General features: G+C 64.7%; 15 protein-coding genes. 8 read left to right on the plus strand and 7 right to left on the minus strand.

Features of this window, described 5'->3' with window-relative positions; genetic code table 11:
* Positions 1 to 49: 49 nt before the first annotated feature.
* Positions 50 to 529, plus strand: coding sequence for a YpsA SLOG family protein (locus VT84_RS09985; protein WP_082839423.1), 480 nt, complete (start codon positions 50 to 52; stop codon positions 527 to 529).
* A 5-nt stretch (positions 530 to 534) separates the two neighbouring features.
* On the opposite strand, the gene VT84_RS09990 is transcribed toward VT84_RS09985, so the two are convergent.
* Positions 535 to 882: a hypothetical protein gene (locus VT84_RS09990; protein WP_052559924.1), complete on the minus strand. Its 348-nt coding sequence runs from the start codon at positions 880 to 882 to the stop codon at positions 535 to 537.
* 272 nt (positions 883 to 1154) lie between these two features.
* Positions 1155 to 3008: a matrixin family metalloprotease gene (locus VT84_RS09995; RefSeq protein WP_162271652.1), complete on the minus strand. Its 1854-nt coding sequence runs from the start codon at positions 3006 to 3008 to the stop codon at positions 1155 to 1157.
* A 356-nt stretch (positions 3009 to 3364) separates the two neighbouring features.
* Between VT84_RS09995 and VT84_RS10000 the strand changes: the two genes are divergently transcribed.
* A complete protein-coding gene (locus VT84_RS10000) occupies positions 3365 to 4774 on the plus strand; it encodes a hypothetical protein (RefSeq protein ID WP_157469382.1) in 1410 nt (469 codons plus the stop codon).
* Between the two features lie 343 nt (positions 4775 to 5117).
* Here the strand turns inward: VT84_RS10000 and VT84_RS10005 are convergent, their stop codons facing one another.
* On the minus strand, positions 5118 to 6416 hold the full coding sequence (locus VT84_RS10005; RefSeq protein WP_082839426.1) for a glycerate kinase: 1299 nt from the start codon (positions 6414 to 6416) through the stop codon (positions 5118 to 5120).
* Positions 6417 to 6478: 62 nt separating this feature from the next.
* Between VT84_RS10005 and VT84_RS10010 the strand changes: the two genes are divergently transcribed.
* The 4 genes from VT84_RS10010 to VT84_RS10025 all read left to right on the plus strand — a co-directional run bounded on the left by VT84_RS10010 (position 6479) and on the right by VT84_RS10025 (position 8898).
* A complete protein-coding gene (locus VT84_RS10010; RefSeq protein WP_082839427.1) occupies positions 6479 to 7099 on the plus strand; it encodes a PHP-associated domain-containing protein in 621 nt (206 codons plus the stop codon).
* Positions 7083 to 7637 carry a sugar O-acetyltransferase gene (locus VT84_RS10015; RefSeq protein ID WP_082839428.1) on the plus strand — a complete coding sequence of 185 codons (555 nt, stop codon included), beginning with the start codon at positions 7083 to 7085 and terminating at the stop codon, positions 7635 to 7637. Before VT84_RS10010 ends, VT84_RS10015 begins: the two co-directional genes overlap by 17 nt.
* Positions 7638 to 7663: 26 nt before the next feature.
* Positions 7664 to 8341, plus strand: a complete 678-nt coding sequence (locus VT84_RS10020) for an alpha/beta fold hydrolase (protein ID WP_082839429.1) — start codon at positions 7664 to 7666, stop codon at positions 8339 to 8341.
* 80 nt (positions 8342 to 8421) lie between these two features.
* Entirely contained in the window at positions 8422 to 8898 is a 477-nt protein-coding gene (locus VT84_RS10025; RefSeq protein ID WP_082839430.1) for a hypothetical protein, read from the plus strand.
* A 10-nt stretch (positions 8899 to 8908) separates the two neighbouring features.
* Here the strand turns inward: VT84_RS10025 and VT84_RS10030 are convergent, their stop codons facing one another.
* From VT84_RS10030 to VT84_RS10045, 4 genes are read right to left on the minus strand one after another with little or no spacing between them, the layout of a single operon-like run.
* Positions 8909 to 12040, minus strand: coding sequence for a WD40 repeat domain-containing protein (locus tag VT84_RS10030; protein ID WP_082839431.1), 3132 nt, complete (start codon positions 12038 to 12040; stop codon positions 8909 to 8911).
* Between the two features lie 23 nt (positions 12041 to 12063).
* A complete protein-coding gene (locus VT84_RS10035; RefSeq protein WP_082839432.1) occupies positions 12064 to 12477 on the minus strand; it encodes a hypothetical protein in 414 nt (137 codons plus the stop codon).
* 45 nt (positions 12478 to 12522) lie between these two features.
* On the minus strand, positions 12523 to 15006 hold the full coding sequence (locus VT84_RS10040; RefSeq protein ID WP_082839433.1) for a DUF1549 and DUF1553 domain-containing protein: 2484 nt from the start codon (positions 15004 to 15006) through the stop codon (positions 12523 to 12525).
* Between the two features lie 54 nt (positions 15007 to 15060).
* Entirely contained in the window at positions 15061 to 16428 is a 1368-nt protein-coding gene (locus VT84_RS10045; RefSeq protein ID WP_052559913.1) for a DUF1501 domain-containing protein, read from the minus strand.
* A 216-nt stretch (positions 16429 to 16644) separates the two neighbouring features.
* Between VT84_RS10045 and VT84_RS10050 the strand changes: the two genes are divergently transcribed.
* Entirely contained in the window at positions 16645 to 19350 is a 2706-nt protein-coding gene (locus tag VT84_RS10050; RefSeq protein ID WP_082839434.1) for a PSD1 and planctomycete cytochrome C domain-containing protein, read from the plus strand.
* A 247-nt stretch (positions 19351 to 19597) separates the two neighbouring features.
* On the plus strand, positions 19598 to 21016 hold the full coding sequence (locus VT84_RS10055; RefSeq protein WP_082839435.1) for a DUF1501 domain-containing protein: 1419 nt from the start codon (positions 19598 to 19600) through the stop codon (positions 21014 to 21016).
* Positions 21017 to 21161: the final 145 nt, after the last annotated feature.

Consider the following 21161-nt stretch of genomic DNA (forward strand, 5'->3'; position numbering starts at 1 on the left):
GGCCCCGCGTGCCGCCGATAAGATGGTTCGGGGCGACCACGGAGGGGCCATGAAACTGGAGCGCGTAATTTCCGGCGGGCAGACCGGCGCGGACCGGGCGGGTCTGATCGCGGCCCGGGCCGCCGGGATCGCGACCGGCGGGTGGATGCCGAAGGGGTTCCGCGCGCTGGACGGCGCGCGGCCCGAATTCGCTGAACTCTACGGCATCCGCGAGCACACGAGCGACCGGTACCCGCCGCGCACCGCACTCAATGTGAGAGACTCGGACGCCACGCTCCGGTTCGCGACCGACTGGGACTCACCGGGCGAGCGCCTCACGCTGGAGTTGTGCGAGCGCTACGGGCGCCCGCATTTCGAGGTCACTCCGGGCGATTCACCGGCTCCGACAGATGTAGTCGATTGGCTCATTCAGACGGGCGCCCGCGTGCTAAACGTGGCCGGCAACTCGGCCCGCACGTCGCCGGGAATTGAAGCATTCGCGATCACATTTTTGGCCGAAGTCTTTCAACTCCTTCGCGACGCAGACTGACTCTGTCACGCGGCACTCGCGCCCGATGGTTCGAGCGGAGCGACGGACGTAGTGATCTTCTTGTCGGTCCCGACGAGACTGATGAGGCGCAGTCCGGTGATTCGCGTTCCGTTGTGCTCGAACGTACTCACCAGATCGAGTACGGCCCGGCGGAGTAACTCCCGCGGACGAAGTACACTGGCCTGCGGGCATTGGGGGCAAGTGATGTGACACGTCACGCCCAGCCCGGACTCGGCCTGTTCCAGATACACGTCGCAGTGAATTTCCGCGAGGTTGTCGGGCGTGCACCGAACGAGTTCGCGGCCGACCCGTAGGAGCGCGGCCCCACTCGCTTTACCGAGCGCGATCTGCATTTCTTCGGCCGCTCCTCGGGTACTCGTGTGACAACGTTCTTGTCTATGTCTCTATGGTGCTGTGGTACAGACGTCTCTGCCTGTTTCTCGCGTTTTGTAACACAGCCCCGAGCGCGCGTGTCCTTCTGCATCTCAAGCGCCCAGACATTCTGCTCCGAGTGTGCCGCTCAGTGACATCGGAGTTCAGGTTTATACGGCTCTCGGACTCCGATCCGGTCAGATGCGGCTTTGTGCTACACACAATTCCGACACCTGTACCGGTCCGTCCCGGCTCACCCGTCACCACTGCGCCGGCGGGTCCGGATCGGGTGGCGGAGGGGGTGGTGGCGGCTCACTCGGCGGAATCGGGTCCGTGGGAGGTGGCGGCTCGCTCGGGGGCGGGTTCGGGGCGTTGTAGGAGCGGGAGTCCCGGTCGGGTCTTCGGGCTGCGCGCCCACTGGGTCGGTCACAATGGCGAGGCTCAGTTGGAAGCCCAAGTCGTCGCCGCTCACCGAGCGCATGGTGACCGTGTACTTACCCGCGGCGAGGTACACGTCCAGCGAGCGCCCGCGCCCGGCCGCGGCGCTAAACCACCCGACCACTTCACCGGCCTCGTTCGTGATGACAGCTTCCGCCGTGCCGCGTGCGCCGGTCGCGCTGAGCACGAGATGGACCTGGCCCGTTTGGTCCAGGGTGAATTCGGTGGTTGCCGAGGACGTTGCGCCCACCGTGCCGGTCGCCAGTTCCGGAACAGAGACCGCATCGGTCCGAACATCGGCCGCAAAGGTGTAGTCGCCCGCCGCTCCGCTGTCGGAGGACGTCTTCACGAAGTACGTCATCCCGGCCTTCAGCCCGGTCACTTGCACCGTCGTCGTGTTCCCGTTGGCGGCAACGACTTCAGCCGTGAACGTGCGCCCCGTCGCGTCGCGCACCTCGATCCACGGGTTCAGCGCCCGCCCGTCCGCGCCCCAAACCGTAATCAACAGACTCACGGACCCGTCCGATGCCGAACCGGGAACCGTGAGTCGGTAGTAATCCACGTCGCTGGGCGCACCGAACGAGGCCCGCGTGCCGTATTCGGTTTGCGGTCCCGGTGCGAGCGTCTTACTCAATAGCCCCGTCGCGGTAATCAGTGTGTCGTTCAGCCCGGTTTCTTCGAGCAGGCTCCCCACTACATCCGTGACTTGCGTGAGTAGCGACGACTGCCGGATTTGGAGTGTGTAAGCCCCAGCTCCGAATGCACTGCCCGGCGCGCTCGACACGCGGACGTAGTACGTTGAGCCCGCGCGCAGACCGCCCAGCGACATCGTGATGTCATTGGCCGTTGGATCGGTGACAGTTCGCGTCGCCAGCACGCGCCCCGTCCCGTCGAGCACCTCGACCCGCGCGGTGAGCAGACTCAGCCCCGCGGCGCGGAGATTCACCGTCACGCTCTGTGTGAGCAACCCAACGGTAAACTTGTAGGTGTCGACGTCACCGGTCGCGGTAATGTCCGCGGTGACGTCCGAGTTGCGGGTCGCGGTGGCGAGCGTGCTGTTCCCCTCGGCCCCTTCGTACCGGTCGGGCTGGCGCGCGCCGTAGAGTGCCTGAATCGCTGCGATGTCTCCCGCCGAGAGTCCCGTCCGCGCGCCGCTGTAGAACTCGTACATCACCGACGCCGGATCGGGGCTGTTGCCGATCCCGAGCGCGTGGCCGGCCTCCTGAAGCATCGCCGTGTAAAGATCGTATCCACCGGGGCCGAACGGTACGGCCGTATTCACCACGAGATCGCCGGAGTAATTGTCGTACAGATTGTACGGGGCCGTGATTGCCAGTACGTCTGTGGGAAGTGCCCGCCCGCCCACGCGGATGTCACCGAACCGCGGATCACCCTGCACCGCACCGCCGGTACCCAAGGCCGCGCCCGAATCGGACACGAGTCCGATGTTCACATCCGCGTAAGTCGCCCATGTCTGGAACGCACGCAGAACCGCGATTCGCGCGTCCGGGCCGAGTTGTGCAAGCAGGTCCGACGCCTCGGAACCGATGTGTGTGCCATCGGGGGCAAAACTAAGCGTGATGCGCTCGCCGTCCGGCCACGGGGAGCCGAACCTGGCGGGAACGTCGCGCGGTTCGAGTAGTTCCACTCGCAGAAAAGGGGCGGGCATTAACTCGGGCTCCTCTGATGGGGCGAGGAGGTAAGGATTATCCGGCATAAAACGTTAGTGTCACTTGTCGGCATTGCAAGGAAGTGACGGTTTTTACAGCACACGAGTGTCCGGATAATTGACAGCCGTATGTTCAGATTTTCGGCCCGATCCGATTTTCGCAACCCGCCACAAGTGCGGATCGGGTAATCACTGCGTAAATGGCTACGACTGCACCGCAAACCAAGCACGCCAATACTCGCGATCGATCAACACCAGCCGTTCTTCGACCTCCAACATCACAAAGAACATCCGCCACGAAATCCCGCCACCAAACTCCCGCCTTTGTCTCGTGCCCCACCGCTTTGAGGTTCCACATGCCCCGAACCGCTGCTCTATTTCTCGCGCTCCTGGCGCCGTCTCTCGCAACGGCCGCTCCGCCGGAGTTCCGCGCCGGCGCTTACGCAATGGACGTCACGCCGCAGAAGTTCCCGGTGTCCGTGAACGGCGGGTTCAGTGATCGAAAAGCGAGCGCCGCTCACGACCCGCTCCACGCGCGCTGCATCGTGCTCGACGACGGCACCACGAAGTTCGCTATCGTGGTCGTGGACAGTTGCGTGATCCCGCGCGAACTCATCGACGAGGCAAAGCAGCTCGCGGAGAAGAAGACCGGCATCCCCGCGACCAACATGCTCGTCTCGGCCACTCATACGCACACCGCGCCGACCGTCGCGAGCGTGTTCGGCAGCGAGGCCGAGCGGAACTACTCGAAGTTCCTCGCGCAGCAAATTGCCGCGGGCATCGCGCACGCGCACAAGAGCCGCGTACCGGCGAAGGTGGCGTGGGGCGTGGGCGAGGAGCCGAATCAGGTGTTCAACCGCCGGTGGAAGATGAAACCGGGCGTGAAGAACCTCGACCCGTTCGGCGGCGAAACCGATCGAGTGAAGATGAACCCGCCGCGTGCGAGTATGGACCTCCTCGAACCCGCGGGGCCGACCGACCCGCGCGTCACGGTCATGTCGCTGCGGACCGCCGACGACAAACCCCTCGCGCTGTTCGCGAACTACTCGCTGCACTACGTCGGCGACATGCCGGCGCTCTCCGCGGACTACTTCGGCGTGTTCGCGGACCTCGTCGGGCAAAAGCTCAAAGCCGGCAAGGGCTTCGTCGGGGTGCTCTCGAACGGCACCAGCGGCGACGTGAACAACATCAACTTCCGCGAGGCCGCGCCCAAGGTGCAACCCGGCGAGCAGTCACGTGTCGTTGCGGACGCCGTTGCGACCGCCGCGGTTAAGGCGCTAGACAAAGCCGAGTACACCCGCCCCCACCTGCGAACCGTTACGAAGGAAATCGAACTCGGGGTCCGCAAGCCGACACCCGACGAGGTGAAACGCGCAGTGGCGATTCTGGACAAAGCCAAGGGGCGCGAGTTGAGAACCGCGGAGGAAACCTACGCCAACGAGACGGTGCAGATGGCGCGGTACCCCGACACGTTCAAGGTTCCGCTCCAAGTTACGGTGATCGGCAACTCCGCGATCGTCGCGATCCCGTGCGAAGTGTTCACCGAGGTCGGCTTGGCGATCAAGAAGAGAAGTAGAAGTGTGTTCAAAACGACGTGCGTTGTGTCGCTCGCAAACGGTTACTTCGGCTACTTGCCCACACCCGCCCATCATGCGCTCGGTGGTTACGAAACCTGGCGCGCCCGGTCGAGTTTCCTCGAAGTCGATGCGTCCGTGAAGATCGAGAAAGCCATCGGTGAACTGTTTGTGGACGCACTGGTGAAGTGAAAAAAGCAACCGGTCGGTCACGAGCTTCACGAGTGGAGCGGATCTTCCGCAACCTCCTCGTATGGCTCACGACCGACCGGAAGTTATTGGGGAACGCGGTTCCGGCCGCGGTCCACCTGCCTCTTCAGTTCCAGCCCCGTTTCATCTCTTCGGCGGTGCCGGTTGAGAACGAAAGAAGTTAGAGCACGCCTCGTGCCAATCACAAAAATGCAATCCGCGTGCCCGTACAGCGTCACCTGCTCCGATCGCGCGCGAGGTCAATAGGTAAAAAACGGGAAAACGCTGCATTTCAGGCTGTAGGAATTACAAGCACCCGTGCTGCACCGAGCAAAATCTTCACACTTCATTGCACCAAAATTACGCGCACATCCATCACGTTCGTTCCCGTCAGCCCGCTGCGGATCAGGCCGCCTACGCGGTCGAACAAATGATACGCATCGTGTCGCTGGACAAAATCGTCCGCTGTGATTTTTTGTTCAGCGAGTGCGGCGAGGGTGGCCGAATCTGCGACCGCACCGGCCGCGTCGGTGGGACCATCCTCGCCGTCGGTCCCGCCACTCAGCGCGGTTACGCCTTCCAATTCGGCTCCGAGTTTCGCCACGACCGCTGCCACGAATTCGAGGTTGCGCCCACCTTTCCCCGCGTTCGCGCCGAGCGTCACCGTCGTTTCCCCTCCGAGCAGCACACACGCAGGCGCGTTTAGCGGCGCTCCGTCGCGTTTGATGCTGCGCACGACACCGGCCACAGCGGTTGCTACGTGTCGCGTTTCGCCCTCGACGAACGAACCGAGATCGAGCACGCGGTAGCCCAACTCTTCCGCCTTCCGTTTCGCCGCATCAAGGGCGACACGGTTGCTACCGATCACGCGGTTCTCCACGCTCTCGGGAATTGTTTTGAGCGTTTCGGGATGCCCTCCCGTACTCCCCGCTTCGAGGTACCGTACCACCGCAGAAGGAGCGGAGCGGCTCAGTTCATACTTCCGCAGCACCTGGAGTGCGTCCGCGAACGTGGTCGGGTCGGGCGCGGTCGGCCCGGACGCGATCACATCGAGCGGGTCGCCCACCACGTCCGAAACGATGAGCGACACGAGCCGCTTCCCGCGAAACGCCTCCGCGAGCCGCCCGCCCTTCACGCGCGAAAGGTGTTTGCGCACGCAGTTCATTTCATCGATCGTGGCCCCGCACCGGTGCAGCAACTTCGTGACCGCGAGCTTGTCCGCGAGTGACACGCCCTCGACGGGTGCGGGAAGGAGCGCGGACCCGCCGCCGGAGATCAGACACACCGCAACGTCGTCCGGCCCCGCACTCCGGAGGAGCCGCAACATCTCCTCCGCGCCCGCGACACCCTCGGCGGTCGGTTCGTTCACGCCCTGCGGCCGTGCGGCGTGCAGCCGGATGCGTTTCAATGGGGCAGTCATGCCAGCGGGAACGTTGAGCAACCCTTCCACGCGGTCTAGCCGGTCCGCGAGTGCCTCTTCCAACCCCAGCGCCATCCCGGGACCGGCCTTCCCCGCCCCGACCACCAGAACGCGCGGGGCCGTGTAAATCGCGCGCTCCGCCTCCAGCGCCGCGCGAACGAGGGGGGCGGGGCGCACAACATCGACCGCCGCGTTCCAAATCGCGAGCGCGTGTTCGCGTGACATGGCTTCGCTCCTGACGTGAACTCGTGCTGCTACAATAGGGGCAACACCGGAAAGGAACCGCGATGAAGTTCGACCTGCACATGCACACCGCGCGTCACTCGCCCGACGCCGATAGTGACCCTTTTGAACTCGTGAGTGCCGCGATCAAGGCCGGGCTGGACGGGATCGTCATCACCGAACACGACTTCCAGTGGCCCGAGGAGGAATTAGAAGAACTTCGCGCGTTCGCGCCGCAACTGGTCATCCTCGCCGGACTCGAAGTGACTGGGCGCGGCGGCGACATGCTGTGCTACGGCCTCACCAACACGTCCGCGGTGCCGAAGGGGATCGCGTGGCCGGAACTGTGCCGGGAAGTTCACCGCCAGGGCGGGGCGTGCGTGGCCGCACACCCGAACCGGTGGGGCCAGCCGTTCGAGAAGATCCTTGCGGAGCAAAAACCGGAACTCGATGGTATCGAGGTGATGTCGAACAACATGGACCCGGACCTGCGCGCGCGAGCGGCGGTACTGCTGGAGAAGTACCCTCACTTCGCCCAGTTGGGGAACAGTGATTCGCACCAGCCGTACACCGTTGGCTGCTGCTGCACGGACTTCGACGCGGACATCCACACGAACGCCGATCTCGTCGCAGCAATCCGGGGAAAAAAGGGCACCGCAAAGGTGAACGATGCGCACCGAACGTGAGAAAATGCTCGCGGGCGAACTGTACGACCCGCTCGACGCGGAACTCGCACGCCTCCGTATTCGTGCCCGCGACCTGATCGCGGACCTGAACGCGACGCGCGAAGCGGACGAGTCCGTGCGCCGGCGCGTGCTGCGCGAGTTGCTCGGTTCGGGCGGCGACACGGTCTGGCTCCAACCGCCGTTCTACTGCGATTACGGCGGCAACATCCACCTCGGCGAGAAGGTCTATTTCAACTTCAACTGCGTGCTCTTAGATGTGTGCGAGATCCGCATCGGCGCACGCACGCTGATCGGCCCCGCGGTCCAAATCTACGCCGCCACGCACCCGCTCGATGCGGAACTGCGGAAGACCCGCGAATTCGGGAAGCCGGTGACGATCGGTTCAGACGTGTGGATCGGTGGCGGGGCGATCATCTGCCCGGGCGCGACCATTGGTGATCGCACGGTTATCGGGGCCGGCAGCGTGGTGACGGGCCACATCCCCGCGGGGGTGATCGCGGTCGGGAACCCGTGCCGCGTGGTGCGGGAAGTCTCGTGAGCCAGGAAGCATCCGAAACAGCTCGCGTGGCCATCGTACTGCTCTCGGGCATGGCCGCCGACGAACGACTATTCGGCCCTCAGTTGGCTCACTTCCCTGATTTGCGCGTGCTGCGGTGGATCGAACCACTGCCCGGCGAATCGCTTCGCAATTACGCAGCGCGAATGGCCCGGTTGATTGAACCCGACTGCCCGTGCCTCATCGGTGGGGCGTCGTTTGGCGGCATCGTCGCGCTGGAAATGGCGGTCCACCTCCGCGCCCGCGAGTGCGTCTTAATCGGGAGCGTCCGGTCCCCGATCGAACTCCCGCTCCGATGGCGCCTCCTGTGGCCGGTCATGCTCCTCGGTCCGGACCGGCTCGGGACGCTCGCCGGTTTGGTCGCTCGATGGGGGCGCCGGTTTTTGTCTGGTGGCACGATCCGGCGCTTGCGCCGACTGTCGCAACCCGAAGCCGCGTTCGTCCGGTGGGCGATGTGTGCGGTGACGCACTGGCGCGCCCGGCCCGCAGTCCGACGGGTCCGCGTGTTCCAGATTCACGGCGCCAACGACCAAACGTTACCGGTCGCGCTCACGCGGCCCGATGTCATCGTCCCGACCGGCGGGCACGCACTGACGCTGTTCAGCGCCGCGACCGTTAACGAGTTCTTATCCGAAGTGGTTCGGCAGGTGGCGCCGAGTCGGTCGGCACGTCCCATCGAGAACTGACGCGACATTACCGTGGAAGCCCGCGAACCGCTCGACGTCTCTCCTCTGTCCGCATCCGAATCACGTTTGGTGGGCGCAGAATGCTCAAGTTACTCAAAGCGGTTTCGCGGCGCTCGTGGATGGTGCTCGGGCTAATCGTGTACCTGATTGCGGTCGTCGCGGGTGGCTGGTGGTGGTTCGGGCAATCGACCGTCGACACGCGATTCGTGGGCACGTGGCACATTCAGTCGGAAGTCACACCGCCTGAAATAGTCGTTGAGATGGGCCTGCACGCCGACGGAACGATGCACATGCGCGTCCGGAACCGCGAGACCGGGGCCGTTCTGTCCGATCATCCGTTCGGCCGCTGGCGCGTCGCGGGCGACCGGTTCCACGAGATCCACGCAACTCCCGCGGACACCGACCCCTCGCTGCGCCGGTTCTTCACCCGCAAAAAGGCCCGCGTTTTGGAGTACACTATGACCTGGGACGGACCGGATCAGTTCCGGCTGGAAGGGCCGGCACTCGTCTCCCCCTTCGTGACTTGGACTCGAATCGAATCACCGCATTCGCCCTGAATAGCGCCGGTCACTTCACCTTCAGCAGCAGTGATTTCGCGGCGTGTTCGGCCCCCGTTCCCTCGCGGCGGGCGAGCACCACAATGGGGTGCTCCATCGGCTTCACCCACGGTTCCGCGTAGAGCACCACTTCGCGGCTCGTGTCGCGCTCGGTGATGAGGATGCCGTTCAGCCCGATATTCAGCACGCGGACGCCGTGCGGCAGCCCCTGCACGTCAATCGGCACGCGGCCGGCGAACTTCCCCTGGCGCGCGATGTCCACCGTGAATCGCGTCTCCTTACCGGGCTGGATCGCGATCGTCTGTTCGCGCACGGTCGTCACGATGTCCCCCACGGCCGCGACCTTCGGCAACCCGCCCGCGACCTCGCGTGTCACCTCTTTCCCGCCGATCGTCGCACGCGCGATCAGTTTGAGTTTGGCGTCCGCGGGAATGGTGGCGTCTGCGTTCGCGTAAAGGGCGAACGTCGTCGAGTTGAACCCGCCTTCGACGAACGTTTCCGGCGCCCACATTCCGCCGGGAATCCCGGCGAGTTTGACCTGCACGGGGCCATCGAAGCCGTCGAACCGCGTAACGCTCACGTTGACCGGGATCGCACCGCCCTTCCACACGCTCGGCGCGGTCGGGTTGAAACTCACGGCGAAATCGGGCTTGGGGTGACGCACGGTGACGCGGTAAGCGTGGTTCGGCCCCGCCGATCCGCGTGCGTCCGTTACGCGAACCTGGTAGCTGCCGTCCGCGGGCACGTCGAAGAATAATCGGCTGTCCTTGCCGTACCCCGCCCCGCCGTCGTCGTTGCGGTACGCGAGCGGGAACAGCGGGAGGCCGTTCGGTGGGAACGTTTTACCGGGCAGGTGCAGTTCGACCTTGTACATGGGCAAGCCGAGGCTGTGGTGCGTCGGCGTGGTGCCGTGGAACGCGACCCGCTGGCCGCCGGTCTGGTAGAACTGGCAATCGTCGTCCGGTCCCTTCGGGAGCGCGAGAATGCGCATCACCTCACCGTTCACGTAGAGGTAATCGTCGATCGCGAGTTCGTTCCAGGCGTCGAGCCGGATGCCGGTGCTCGACGAGTCGTGATCGCGGAACGTGACGCTCGTTTTCGCGGTCGCACGCAGCACCCCGAGCGGAACTGGTTTGCCGGCCGCGTCCAAAATCTCGATTACCGGGTCGACGGGCGAACCCGCGCGCCGCGCCAGCACTTCCACGACGAGTCGCTCGCCCTTTCGTGCTTCAAACCGCGTGGTCTGGGCCTCGTTCGGCTTCGTGAGGATACCGTCGGCCGAACCGGGCACGCGAATGTCGGCCCCAGCGGTCGGATTGAGAACCACCGCCGGGAACTCGGCCACAGTCACTTCGGCTTTACCCACGGCTTGCATCGCGGCGCCCGAAAGCGGTACCGGGACTTTCGCACCGGGGATCGCCTCGGCTGGGACAGTAACCTTCGTCGTCACGCCGCTCGGCTCACCGAGGTTCACACCGGAAACGTGAACGCTCGTCGTGCGCCCGCGCGGTGCGGCGAGCGGGAACACGCCCGTCACGACCGGGATCGAGCCGATGTGGAGCCGGTAAGTGAAATCGCCGCCACCGCGGAAATCACGGTCGCGGACGCCGATCGCGTAAGTACCCGCGTTGTGTGCAACGAACCCGAGGGCCGCGGTGCCCTCCGCGAGAACGGCCCCGGCTTCGTCGGTGAGCACGATAACCGGGTTGAGTTTCGAGCCGAGTTCGGGCGCGAGCACTTGCACGCCGATCTGATCGCCGACCGCTGCCGTGAAGCGGTAATAGTCCATGTCTCCTTCGCGGTCCACGACACCCGCGACGGTCGTGTTTTGTTTCACGGCCATCGCGTTGCGCGCGGAATCCGTGATGCCGGTTTCGACGGCCGCGGTGAAATAATCGACCGCGAACGCGACCGGCGCGGACTTCCCTCCGTCGCCGTCGAGCGTGAACTGTGCGGCCCCAATGCGGACCGCGGCGCCGATCGTGACGTCCACCTCGAGCGCGGTCGCGCTGCGCTTGGCCGGGTCGATTTTCGCAGTGATTTCGGGCGTGGTGGAAGTGACAGCCTTCACCCAATCCAGCCCGGTCCCGCTAATCGTTACGCGCGTGGTTGCCCCGCGCACACCGCCAGAGGGTGCGACTCGTGCTACTTTGGGCGGCACCGGTTTGGTAGGTACTGCGGGGAGCAGTTGAGCCATAGGCTTGCCGTTCGCCACATTGAGTAATGCCCCCGCACCATCGAAGCGAGCGAGCGCGAGTTGCTTCCCGTCCGGGCGCAGTGCGAGATCCAGAACCGTATCGGGCTGAGCATCGAAGACTTTCGCTTCTGTCAGCTTCGCCGTGTTCCAGGCTTTAATGACTTTGTCTTCGCCAACGGAGTAGAGCCGCGAGCCGTCGCCCGAATACGCGATCCGCCACACCGCGCTCTCGTGCGCGAACGCCGCGTGAACCAGCTTTGCTCCATCGGCATCGACGGCCCACACCCGAACGCTCTTATCGACGCCGGCCGCGGCGAGGTGCTTCTTGTCCGGGCTCCAGGCGACCGTGTACAGCCAGTCGGTCGCGTCGCCGAGTGTGTACAGCCGCTTGCCGGTCGCGACCTCCCACACTTTCACGGCGCGGTCCGCACTCACCGACGCGAGCAATTTCCCGTCCGGGTGGAACGCCACGCCGTACACCGCGTCGCTGTGGTCTTTCAGAGTGAGGCGCGGAGCGGGTTTGGCTTCCGTGTCGTCCACGTCCCAGATGTGGACGACGCGATCGTACCCCGCGGTCGCGAGTTGCTTCCCATCGGGCGAGAACGCCATCGTGTAAATCGCGTCGCGGTGCGCGTTGATCGCGATCTGCCTCTTTGCGCCCGATTCTCCTACTGGCTGAAGAGACACGACGCCGTTTTTGCCGGCGTCCCCGTGCGCGATCGCGAGCCAGTGCCCCTGCGGGTGGAACGTGAGGGCCGTTACGCGCCCGGTAACGGTGACGGGTGTACCGATCGGCGTTCCGAGCACGTTGAACACGCGCACTTCGCCGGGCGTTCCGAACGCGACGAATTCCCCTTTCGGGGAGTACGCGACCGCGGTGACGGGCGGTGCGGCCGTCGCAATCGCGGGGGAGAGGAGGAGCACTAGCGAAAGCAGTCGAGCCATGAGAGGTCTGTCCGAGGAGTGAATCAGTGGAACAGGGCCATCGCGGTGCCGGCCGTGGCAAATAACAAGAACAGTATCGCGAGCGAGCACCCGGCGCAACCGTCCGCGCACCCGCCGGCGCCTTCGAGGGCGGCTCCAGCCACTTCGCCCGCGCCTTCGAGCGCCGCCCCCGCAACCTCACCGACGGCTCCCGCCGCACTGCCCGCGAGGTCGATCGCGCCGCTCGTCACTTCGGCCGCAAAACCGACAAGGTTGGCACCCGTACTCGCGATATCACCGGTCACAGCCACGCCATCAACAAAGGCGCTGTTTCCACTGGCCGCCGGCGGGTTGGGCTGGGGTTGCGGTTTGTCCCACGGCCTCGGTTGGAGCGGCAGTGTGCCCGGTACAACCGGGGGTGTATTTTCGGGCGTCGCGTTCGGGTTAAGCGGGTCCATCGGGCGTCACCGTAGCTTTCGCGACCGGCGCAACCGGTCGGCGGCTCAATGGTTGAACAGGAACTCGCGGCCCGTCAGGACCGCCCATACAAAGTCTTCGATCGTCTCGCGACGAGATTGTGCCCCGTCCTTCGATCCGTCCGCGAGAATGTCCAAAAACTTCTTCTGTTCGGCCTCGGTCGGCTTCCGGCTCAACCCGGCCAGGAACACGCGGTCCACAATTTCCTCGTCTTTTAGCTTCTCCGCGATCCACTTGGCGACGACGGAATTCGGGTCGCGCAGTTTGTCGTTGAGGGTGTAACCGTTATTCAGGTGAAGCGCCTGCGTAACACTGGCGTCGGAGGTGCGCTCGCACGCACAGGTCTGGACGCGCTCCGCGCGCCCGAAGGCGTCGAGGAACTGCGACGTGGCGAGTGAGTCCGGCACCTGCACCGCGCGCGTGCCGCGCGGGTACGAACCGATGGGCGAAGTCGCGTCGCCCGCGGCCGACGTGATCTTGTCGAACGGCGTCGCCACTCCGGTGAGGTCGGAGTACGCATCGAGGATTACCTCGCCCGGCAGCCGCCGTACCAGGTAGCGCGAGTAAAAGCGGTCGTCTGCGGCGTTCTCCTTCAGCGGCTTTGACGAGCGCTGGTACGCGGCCGAGTTCAGGATCGTGCGCATGAGGTGTTTGACGTCGTACTTGTTCTTCACGAAGTCGTCCGCGAGCGCGGTGAACAGCGCCGCGTTACTCGGCGGGTTCGTTTCTCGCAGGTCGTCTTCGGCCTCCACCAGCCCGCGCCCCATGTAGTTCTTCCAGACGCGGTTCACGAGCGACTTCGCGAAATACGGGTTGGTCGGCGCCGTGAGCCAGTCGGTGAAGTACGTTCGACGGTCGATGGGCGAATCCGCGGGGAGCGGCTTGCCATCAAGGGGCGTGGGGGACATCGCGACACCCTTGCGAAGGTGCAGCGCGTCGCCCTCGGCCTGGCTCTGCACGAGCACCTCGCCCCCGCGATCGCCGTTCTTCAGCCCCACGCGCGCGAACAGGTTCGCGAAGGCCCAATACTGGTCCTGGGTCCATTTCTCCAGCGGGTGGTTGTGGCACTTCGCGCAGCCGATGGACGTACCGAGGAACGTGATCGAGGTCGATTCGGCCAGCGCGCTCACGTCCTTGTGCAGCACGAAATAGTTCCCACCGCCGTTGGTGAGCGAACTCCCGCTGGCCGTGAGAACGTCGCGTGCGAACTTGTCCCACGGCTTGTTGTCCGCGACACTCTGCCGCACCGATCGGTAGAAGGCCCACATCGCGGGTTGTGGGAGTTTGCGGGTCGAAACGAGCAAGAGGTCGGACCACTTGTGCGACCAGTAATCGACGAACGCGGGGTGGTCGAGCAGTTTGTCGATGAGCTTCGCGCGCTTCTTCGCGTCCGTGTCCTTCAGGAACGCCGCGACCTCGTCGGCCGTGGGCAGGATGCCACACGAATCGAGGTACACGCGACGGATGAACTCCGCGTCGGTACACGGTTCCGATGCCGGGAGGCGCAAAAGCTGCAACTTCTGATTCACGTGCTCGTCAACGAAGTTGTTCTGCTTTGCGGGCGCACCGGGCTTGAGTTCGTTGGGGTACGGCGCGGTAATCGTGAGCGTGGCGACCTTCGTACCGAACCCGACCGTGATCGCCGCTTCACCGTTCCCCACCGGCGTGACGAGTCCGTCTTCCGCAACGCGGGCCACGAGTTCTTCGCTCGATCCGAACCGCGCCAGATTGGTTACGTCCTCGCTGGCGCCGTCGGAGTAGATCGCCCGCACCCGAACCTGGAAGTTGATCTTGGGACCACCGGGCTTCACGAGAATCGCGGGCGGGAACACTTCGAGGCGCTCGAGTTCCGCATCGGTGGGTTTGGGACCGGGCGCACCGGCCTGGAGCCACGCGAGTAGCGTCTTGTAGTGAACTGACTCTTCCGTGAAACGCTCGCCCCCGCTGTGGGGCACCCCGCGCACAGCCTTCTTCAGCAACAGGCTGTCGGCTGGTTTGGTGAGGTCGACGCGCCGGGCGAGTGCTTGCCGCGTGAGCACGAACCAGTCGGTTTCCGGGTCGTACCCGCGGAGCGACAGTTTCATCCCGCCCTTGCCCGCGAGCGCACCGTGGCAGGCGCCCGCGTTGCACCCGGTCCGCGTGAGTATCGGAATAATGTGATTGCGGAAGTTCGGCGTGCTGGGAGCGTCAGCGCCTACTTTGCAAGTCACGTTGACCCGCTTGTCGCCGTAGTTGATCGTGACGACGGATTCGCCGCCACTCACGGCAGTCACGAGCCCCTTCGCGTCCACTTTAACGGCGGAGCCGATCGGGGCCTGAGTCGAAGCGTATCGGACCAGCGCGGTCACATCGCGCACGGCCCGCGCGCCCTCTTCTTCGATGACGAACAGTTGCTGCGTCCGGTTCGGCCCACCGAGCACGACCTCGGACGGGAACACGCGCAAGTCCGCCGCCGAAGCAACCGGCGAAAGGCACAGCAGAGAGGCAAGAGCGGGGAGGAGGAACCGCATATCGGAAGTCTCGTCGTGGTCGGTGAATTCAGGGGGTGCGGGTCACACGCCCCCTCAGAACAGCTCGTTGATCGGCTTCAGGCCGTAGTCGACCATCGGCATCGGCCGGTTCTGCGGGCCGGGGAGTTCCTTGTGCGGATCGAGTCCCAATCCCTTGTAGAGCGTCGCCGCGACCTCGCCCGGGGTGACCGGGCGCGACTTCGGGGCGTAACCGAGTTCGTCCGTCTCACCGACCACCACGCCGCCCTTCAGCGGCCCGCCGCCGATGACGATCGACCACGCGCCCGGGTGGTGGTCACGCCCGCCGGCCGGATTCACTTTCGGGGTGCGCCCGAACTCGCCCAGAGCCACCACCATCGTGTTCGAGAGGAGTCCGCGCTCACTCAGGTCTTCGAGTAGCGCCGTGTACGCGGCGTCGAAGTTCGGGGCGACCTCCTTCGACATCTGCACGATGTCCGTGAACGGCTTCGAGCCGTGGATGTCCCACGTCACTTCATCGAACACCGTCTCGAACATATTCACCGTGACAAACCGCACCCCGGCTTCAATGAGCCTCCGGGCCATCAGACACGACTGCCCGAAGCGCGTGCGCCCGTAGCGGTCTTTTGTCTTCTCGGGTTCCTTCTCCAGTGCGAAGGCGTTGCGGGCCTTCTCGCTCGACATCAGCTTGTACGCGAGCTTGAAGTTGTCGTCGAGTTGCTTGGACTGGGCGTTCTTCTCGAACACCTCTGTTGCGCCGTCGACCGCGTCCCGCAGCTTCTGCCGGCGCTCAGCCCGGATTGCAGAAACGTATTCGGGCGGGAGCAGGTCCGGCACCTTGAACCCGGGCGCGTTCGGGTCCGCGTTCAGGATGAACGGATCGTGGGGCTTACCGAGGTAACCGGCCGTGTGACCGTGCGGCAAGTTCCCGCCGGTGCGCCCGATGGGTTTGGGCAACAAGACGTGTGCGGGGAGTTCTCCGCGGCCCCCCTTCAGATACCCGAGCGCGCAACCAATGTGGGGGTGCTCCACGCCGCCCGTAAAGAGCCGGCCCGTTTGCATCATCTGGTGACCGGTGTCGTGGACCGCGGTCGCCGTGTGGTACACGCTCCGGATCAGGGAGAACTTGTCGGCGTGCTTCGCCATTTTGGGGAAGATCTCGCTGATCTGCATCCCCACTGCGTTCGTTTGAACGGGCTTGAACGGTCCGCGCACTTCCGCCGGCGCGTTCGGCTTCATGTCCCACGTATCGAGCTGGCTCGGCCCGCCGACGAGGAACAGCATGATGCAGTTCACGTCGGCGTCTTTGCCGTTCGCGGCTTTCGCGCGTTGCAGTTCGGGTAGCGTCAGGCCGAGCGGGGCGATCGCGCCGGCGTGTAAAAAGTCCCGTCGCGAGAGGCCGTCACAGAACGTAGCGGGGCGGTCAGCGTCTAACCGGATCACTGGCGGGAACCTCTTCCGGTGGGAGGGGCCGAAGCGTTCGTATCCGCCACAGTAGCCGAGTTTTGCGCCCCAAACAATGAGAAACAGGGGAGGTTGCGCAATCTCTTCCGGGTAGTGAACCGTATTTCATGTTCGCCCTGTTGGATGACGTAGAGTAAAATGGTATCGTCCTACCTGCCCTCCCCGCCGCTCCCGCCAATAGACCGAGGCCGACCGATGCGGTTGATTCTCGCGCTGTGTGTCGTTTCGTGTACCGTTCCCGCCCGTGCCGCTGATCCTGCTCCGAAACCGACCGCGGCCCAACTCGAATTCTTCGAGACGAAGGTACGGCCGGTGCTGGCCGATCACTGCTACTCGTGCCACGGCACGAAGAAACAGAGCGCCGGGCTGCGCCTCGATACGTCGGCCGGCATCAAGACCGGGGCCGACGACGGCCCGGTTATCGTGCCCGGCGACCCGGCCAAAAGCCGGCTCATCAAGTCCGTGCGGCGCGAAAACGAACAGGCGATGCCGCCCAAGGCACCGCTCCCGGCCGACGCGATCGCGGTGCTCGTGGAGTGGGTGAAAACCGGCGCGCCGGTGCCCGCCGACATCGCCAAAGAGCCGACCGCCGACCCGAAGAAGCACTGGGCCTTCCAGCCCGTGAAGGAACCCGCGGTTCCGACCATCGCGAACCCCAAATCGCCGATCGTGAACCCGATCGATGCGTTTGTGGCCGTAAAGCTGACCGAGAAGGGACTGGCGCTAGCACCGCGTGCCGACAAGCGCACGCTGATCCGCCGCGCGTACTTCGACCTGACCGGACTTCCTCCAACCGCCGAGGAAGTGGAAGCGTTCGTGAAGGACGAAACGCCGAACGCCTGGGAGAAGCTGATCGACAAGCTGCTCGCGTCGCCGGCCTACGGCGAACGGTGGGGCCGGTACTGGCTCGACATCGCCCGCTACGCCGACTCAAAGGGCTACGTCCTCACGCAAGAGCGGTCGTTCGCGTACTCCTACACCTACCGCGACTATGTGATCCGCAGTTTCAACGAAGACAAGCCTTACGACCGGTTCGTCACCGAGCAGATCGCGGCCGACCTGCTGCCGCTCGGTGATGACAACCGCGCGCTCGCGGCGATGGGTTTCCTGACGCTCGGTCGGCGCTTCCTCAACGTCCAAGAAGACATCATCGACGACCGTATCGACGTTGTGACGCGGGGGTTCATGGGTCTCACCGTGACCTGTGCCCGGTGCCACGACCACAAGTACGACCCGATCCCCACGAAGGACTACTACTCGCTCTACGGTGTGTTCGCGAGTACCAACGAGCCGGCCGAGCCGCCGCTGATCGGCGAAACCAAGCGCACAGCCGAAGTGCTCGCCTACGAACAGGAACTCGAAAAGCGCGAAGCGGATTTCAAAGCCGAAATTGCCAAGCGCCACACGGCCACACTCAAGAAGCTCCGCGAACCGGCCGCGGTCGCCGAATACCTCCGAGCGGTGTTGGACATGCGCGGCAAGTCGAACATGGAAGTGCAAGGCGCCTTGCGCCAGCGCGACCTAACGCGGCACGTGTTCGATCGCTGGCGCACGTTCCTCGAAGCCGAGTGGAAGGCCAAGTCGCCGGTTTACGCGCCGCTGCTCCAGCTCGTGGCAGTTCCAGAGAAAGACTTCGAGGCAAAGGCGCTCGGTGCGCTCTCGAAGGACACGAACGCCCTCGTGCTAAAAGCGCTAACGGACGCGAAGCCGAAGACGCTGAAGGCCGCAGTGGACGCTTTCGCAAAGATCGTTGGCGCGCCTCTGCCCCCGGGCGAACTCACGAAAGAACAAGCCGAGGCATTCAAAGTTTGGAACGCGGGCGGACCGCTCGACATCCCGCTCGCGGACGCGGACAAGCTCCAGAACCGCCTCGACCGCGACGCACTGGCCGCGATCCGCAAGAAGATCGATGCGTTCAAGGCCGCGAATCCGCACGCCCCGCCTCGTGCTCACATTCTGAAGGAGAACGCGCAGCCTACCCAACCGGTGGTGTTCCTTCGAGGGAACCCGGGGAACCGCGGTCCCCAAGTGCCGCGCCAGGCGCCCGAAATCGTAACCGGTGTGAACCGCAAACCGTTCACGCAGGGCAGCGGCCGACTCGAACTCGCGAAGACCATCGCCAGCCCCGAGAACCCGCTCACCGCGCGCGTGATGGTGAACCGCGTGTGGCTCGGGCACTTCGGACAGGGGCTCGTGCGCACGCCGTCCGACTTCGGTGTGAGGTCCGACCCGCCGGTCCAACCGGAACTGCTCGACTGGCTCGCCAGCGGGTTCACAAAAGACAGTTGGAGCGTGAAGCGGCTCCACAAGCGGATCATGCTCTCGTCCACGTACCAGCAGTCGAGCGCGGTATCGGGCGACCTGTACAAGCTCGATCCCGAGAACCGTCTGCTCGCGCACCAGAACCGGCGCCGGCTCGACTTCGAGGGTCTGCGCGACTCGCTGGTCGCCGCGTCCGGTCGGCTCGATCTCACGCAAGGCGGGAAGCCGATCGACCTGTTCAAAGCGCCGTTCTCGACGCGCCGCACCGTGTACGGGCTGATCGATCGGACGAACATGCCGGGCACGTTCCGCGCGTTCGACTTCGCCAGCCCGGACACCCACAGCCCGCAGCGGTTCCAGACCACCGTTCCGCAACAGGCGCTGTTCCTGCTCAACAGCCCGTTCGTGCAAGAACAGGCGAAGTCGCTCGCGACACGCAAAGAAATCGCCGACGCGAAGACGCCAGAGGAGAAAGTGAAGGCGCTGTACCGCGTCGCGCTGAGCCGCAACCCAACGACCGAGGAAGTTGCGCTAGCGCTCGAATTCGTAACCGGCGACGACGCCCAGAGCGCGTTCGGGCGCTGGCCGCAACTGGCCCAAGTGCTGCTCTTGAGCAACGAGTTCGCGTTCGTGGATTAATGGAGGTGGAGAAGGTTTTTGACAGGATGAACAGGATCGACAAGATCAAGAAACACTCTTGTTTTTAATCCTGTCGATCCTGCTCATCCTGTCAAAAACGTTTGTAAATTCAGTGAGTGGCCGGTGTCAGCCTGCTGGTGTTCTTCTTCCCGTAAATCACCCATTTGCGCCGCCCGCCTATTGCGGCGCTCGGACCGACCCTCCCAACCAGCCGGCTCACGCCGGCCGTTCGCCCGGAGATGTGACCATGTTCCCGTCCGCAATGTCCCGTCGCGAACTGCTGACCCGCGCCGGGGTCGGTATGGGGTTGCTCGGCCTCACGCAGCTCATGGGCGACGCCGGGTTGCTCGCGGCCGACGGCCTCAACCCGCTCGCGCCCAAGAAGCCCCACTTCACGGGCCAGGCGAAGCGCGTCATTCACATCTTCGCCAACGGCGGGCCGTCGCAGGTCGACACCTTCGACCCGAAGCCCGCGCTGGACAAGTACGCGGGTAAGACTCTACCCACCACGAACCTGCGGACCGAGCGCCGAACGGGCGCCGCGTTCCCGTCGCCGTTCAAGTTCCAGAAGTACGGCAAGAGCGGGCTCGAAGTGAGCGAGATCTTCGCGAACACCGCGAAGCACGCCGACGACATCTGCGTCATCCGCTCGATGCACGCGGACGTGCCGAACCACGAGCCGTCGTTCCTCCTGATGAACTGCGGCGAGCCGCGGCAGATCCGGCCCAGCATGGGGTCGTGGATCACCTACGGCCTCGGCACCGAGAACCAGAACCTGCCGGGCTTCGTCGCGATGTGCCCAAACGGGTACCCGCTCCAAGAGAACCAGAACTGGCAGTCGGGGTTCCTCCCCGGCGTGTTCCAGGGCACTTACGTCGATTCCAAGCACACCGACGTGGAGAAGCTCGTCGAGTACGTGAAGAACAAGGTGACCTCGAAGACCGACCAGCGGAAGCAGCTCGACCTGCTCGCGCGGCTCAACGGGATGCACCAGTCCGCGCGCCCCAACGACCCGCAACTCGAAGCCCGCATCCAGTCGTTCGAGCTGGCCGCGCGCATGCAGACCGAAGCGGGCGAGGCGTTCGATGTCACCAAGGAACCCAAGCACATCCTCGAAGCCTACGGCCCCGGTGAACAGGCCCGGAGCCTGCTACTCGCCCGGCGCCTCATCGAGCGCGGGGTGCGGTTCGTGCAGGTGAGCCACGGACCGGTACAGCCGTGGGACAGCCACGACGACTTGGAGAAAGAGCACCGCCGGCTCGCGGGCCAGGTCGATAAGGCCATCGCCGCGCTGATCTCCGACCTCAAGCGCCTCGGGCTGTTCGAGGAAACGCTCATCCTGTGGGGCGGCGAGTTCGGGCGCACACCGGTGGTCGAGCTACCTACACCAGGCTCGAACCAGGGCAAGGTCAACGGCCGCGACCACAACCACTGGGGCTTCTCGGTGTGGCTGGCCGGCGGCGGCGTAAAGGGCGGACAGGCGATCGGCGCGACCGACGAGTTCGGCTTCAAGGCCGTGGAGAAGCCGATTCACGTTCACGACCTGCACGCGACCATGCTCCACCTGCTCGGGTTCGACCACGAGAAGTTCACCTACCGCTACGCCGGGCGCGATTTCCGCCTCACCGACGTTCACGGCAAGGTGGTGAAGGAAGTGCTGGCTTGAGTTCTGAAACCTGGGACCGCGGGCGTCTCGCCCGCTGCTCCACGTCCCCGATCGCGTTGCGCGTGTCTGTGCTTATTTGGGCTCGAATACCCGCCGGAATGTTTCGTGCTTCGTTCTTAAAATCTGGCCGTCGTACCATACGGCC

Source organism: Gemmata sp. SH-PL17, from assembly GCF_001610855.1.
Taxonomy (GTDB): domain Bacteria; phylum Planctomycetota; class Planctomycetia; order Gemmatales; family Gemmataceae; genus Gemmata; species Gemmata massiliana.

What these genes read in the sequence shown, in the direction of transcription:
- VT84_RS09985 (WP_082839423.1), top strand. Translation starts at nt 50, where the DNA reads ATGAAACTGGAGCGCGTAATTTCCGGCGGGCAGACCGGCGCGGACCGG.
- VT84_RS09990 (WP_052559924.1), bottom strand. Translation starts at nt 882, where the DNA reads ATGCAGATCGCGCTCGGTAAAGCGAGTGGGGCCGCGCTCCTACGGGTC.
- VT84_RS09995 (WP_162271652.1), bottom strand. Translation starts at nt 3,008, where the DNA reads ATGCCCGCCCCTTTTCTGCGAGTGGAACTACTCGAACCGCGCGACGTT.
- VT84_RS10000 (WP_157469382.1), top strand. Translation starts at nt 3,365, where the DNA reads ATGCCCCGAACCGCTGCTCTATTTCTCGCGCTCCTGGCGCCGTCTCTC.
- VT84_RS10005 (WP_082839426.1), bottom strand. Translation starts at nt 6,416, where the DNA reads ATGTCACGCGAACACGCGCTCGCGATTTGGAACGCGGCGGTCGATGTT.
- VT84_RS10010 (WP_082839427.1), top strand. Translation starts at nt 6,479, where the DNA reads ATGAAGTTCGACCTGCACATGCACACCGCGCGTCACTCGCCCGACGCC.
- VT84_RS10015 (WP_082839428.1), top strand. Translation starts at nt 7,083, where the DNA reads ATGCGCACCGAACGTGAGAAAATGCTCGCGGGCGAACTGTACGACCCG.
- VT84_RS10025 (WP_082839430.1), top strand. Translation starts at nt 8,422, where the DNA reads ATGCTCAAGTTACTCAAAGCGGTTTCGCGGCGCTCGTGGATGGTGCTC.
- VT84_RS10030 (WP_082839431.1), bottom strand. Translation starts at nt 12,040, where the DNA reads ATGGCTCGACTGCTTTCGCTAGTGCTCCTCCTCTCCCCCGCGATTGCG.
- VT84_RS10035 (WP_082839432.1), bottom strand. Translation starts at nt 12,477, where the DNA reads ATGGACCCGCTTAACCCGAACGCGACGCCCGAAAATACACCCCCGGTT.
- VT84_RS10040 (WP_082839433.1), bottom strand. Translation starts at nt 15,006, where the DNA reads ATGCGGTTCCTCCTCCCCGCTCTTGCCTCTCTGCTGTGCCTTTCGCCG.
- VT84_RS10050 (WP_082839434.1), top strand. Translation starts at nt 16,645, where the DNA reads ATGCGGTTGATTCTCGCGCTGTGTGTCGTTTCGTGTACCGTTCCCGCC.
- VT84_RS10055 (WP_082839435.1), top strand. Translation starts at nt 19,598, where the DNA reads ATGTTCCCGTCCGCAATGTCCCGTCGCGAACTGCTGACCCGCGCCGGG.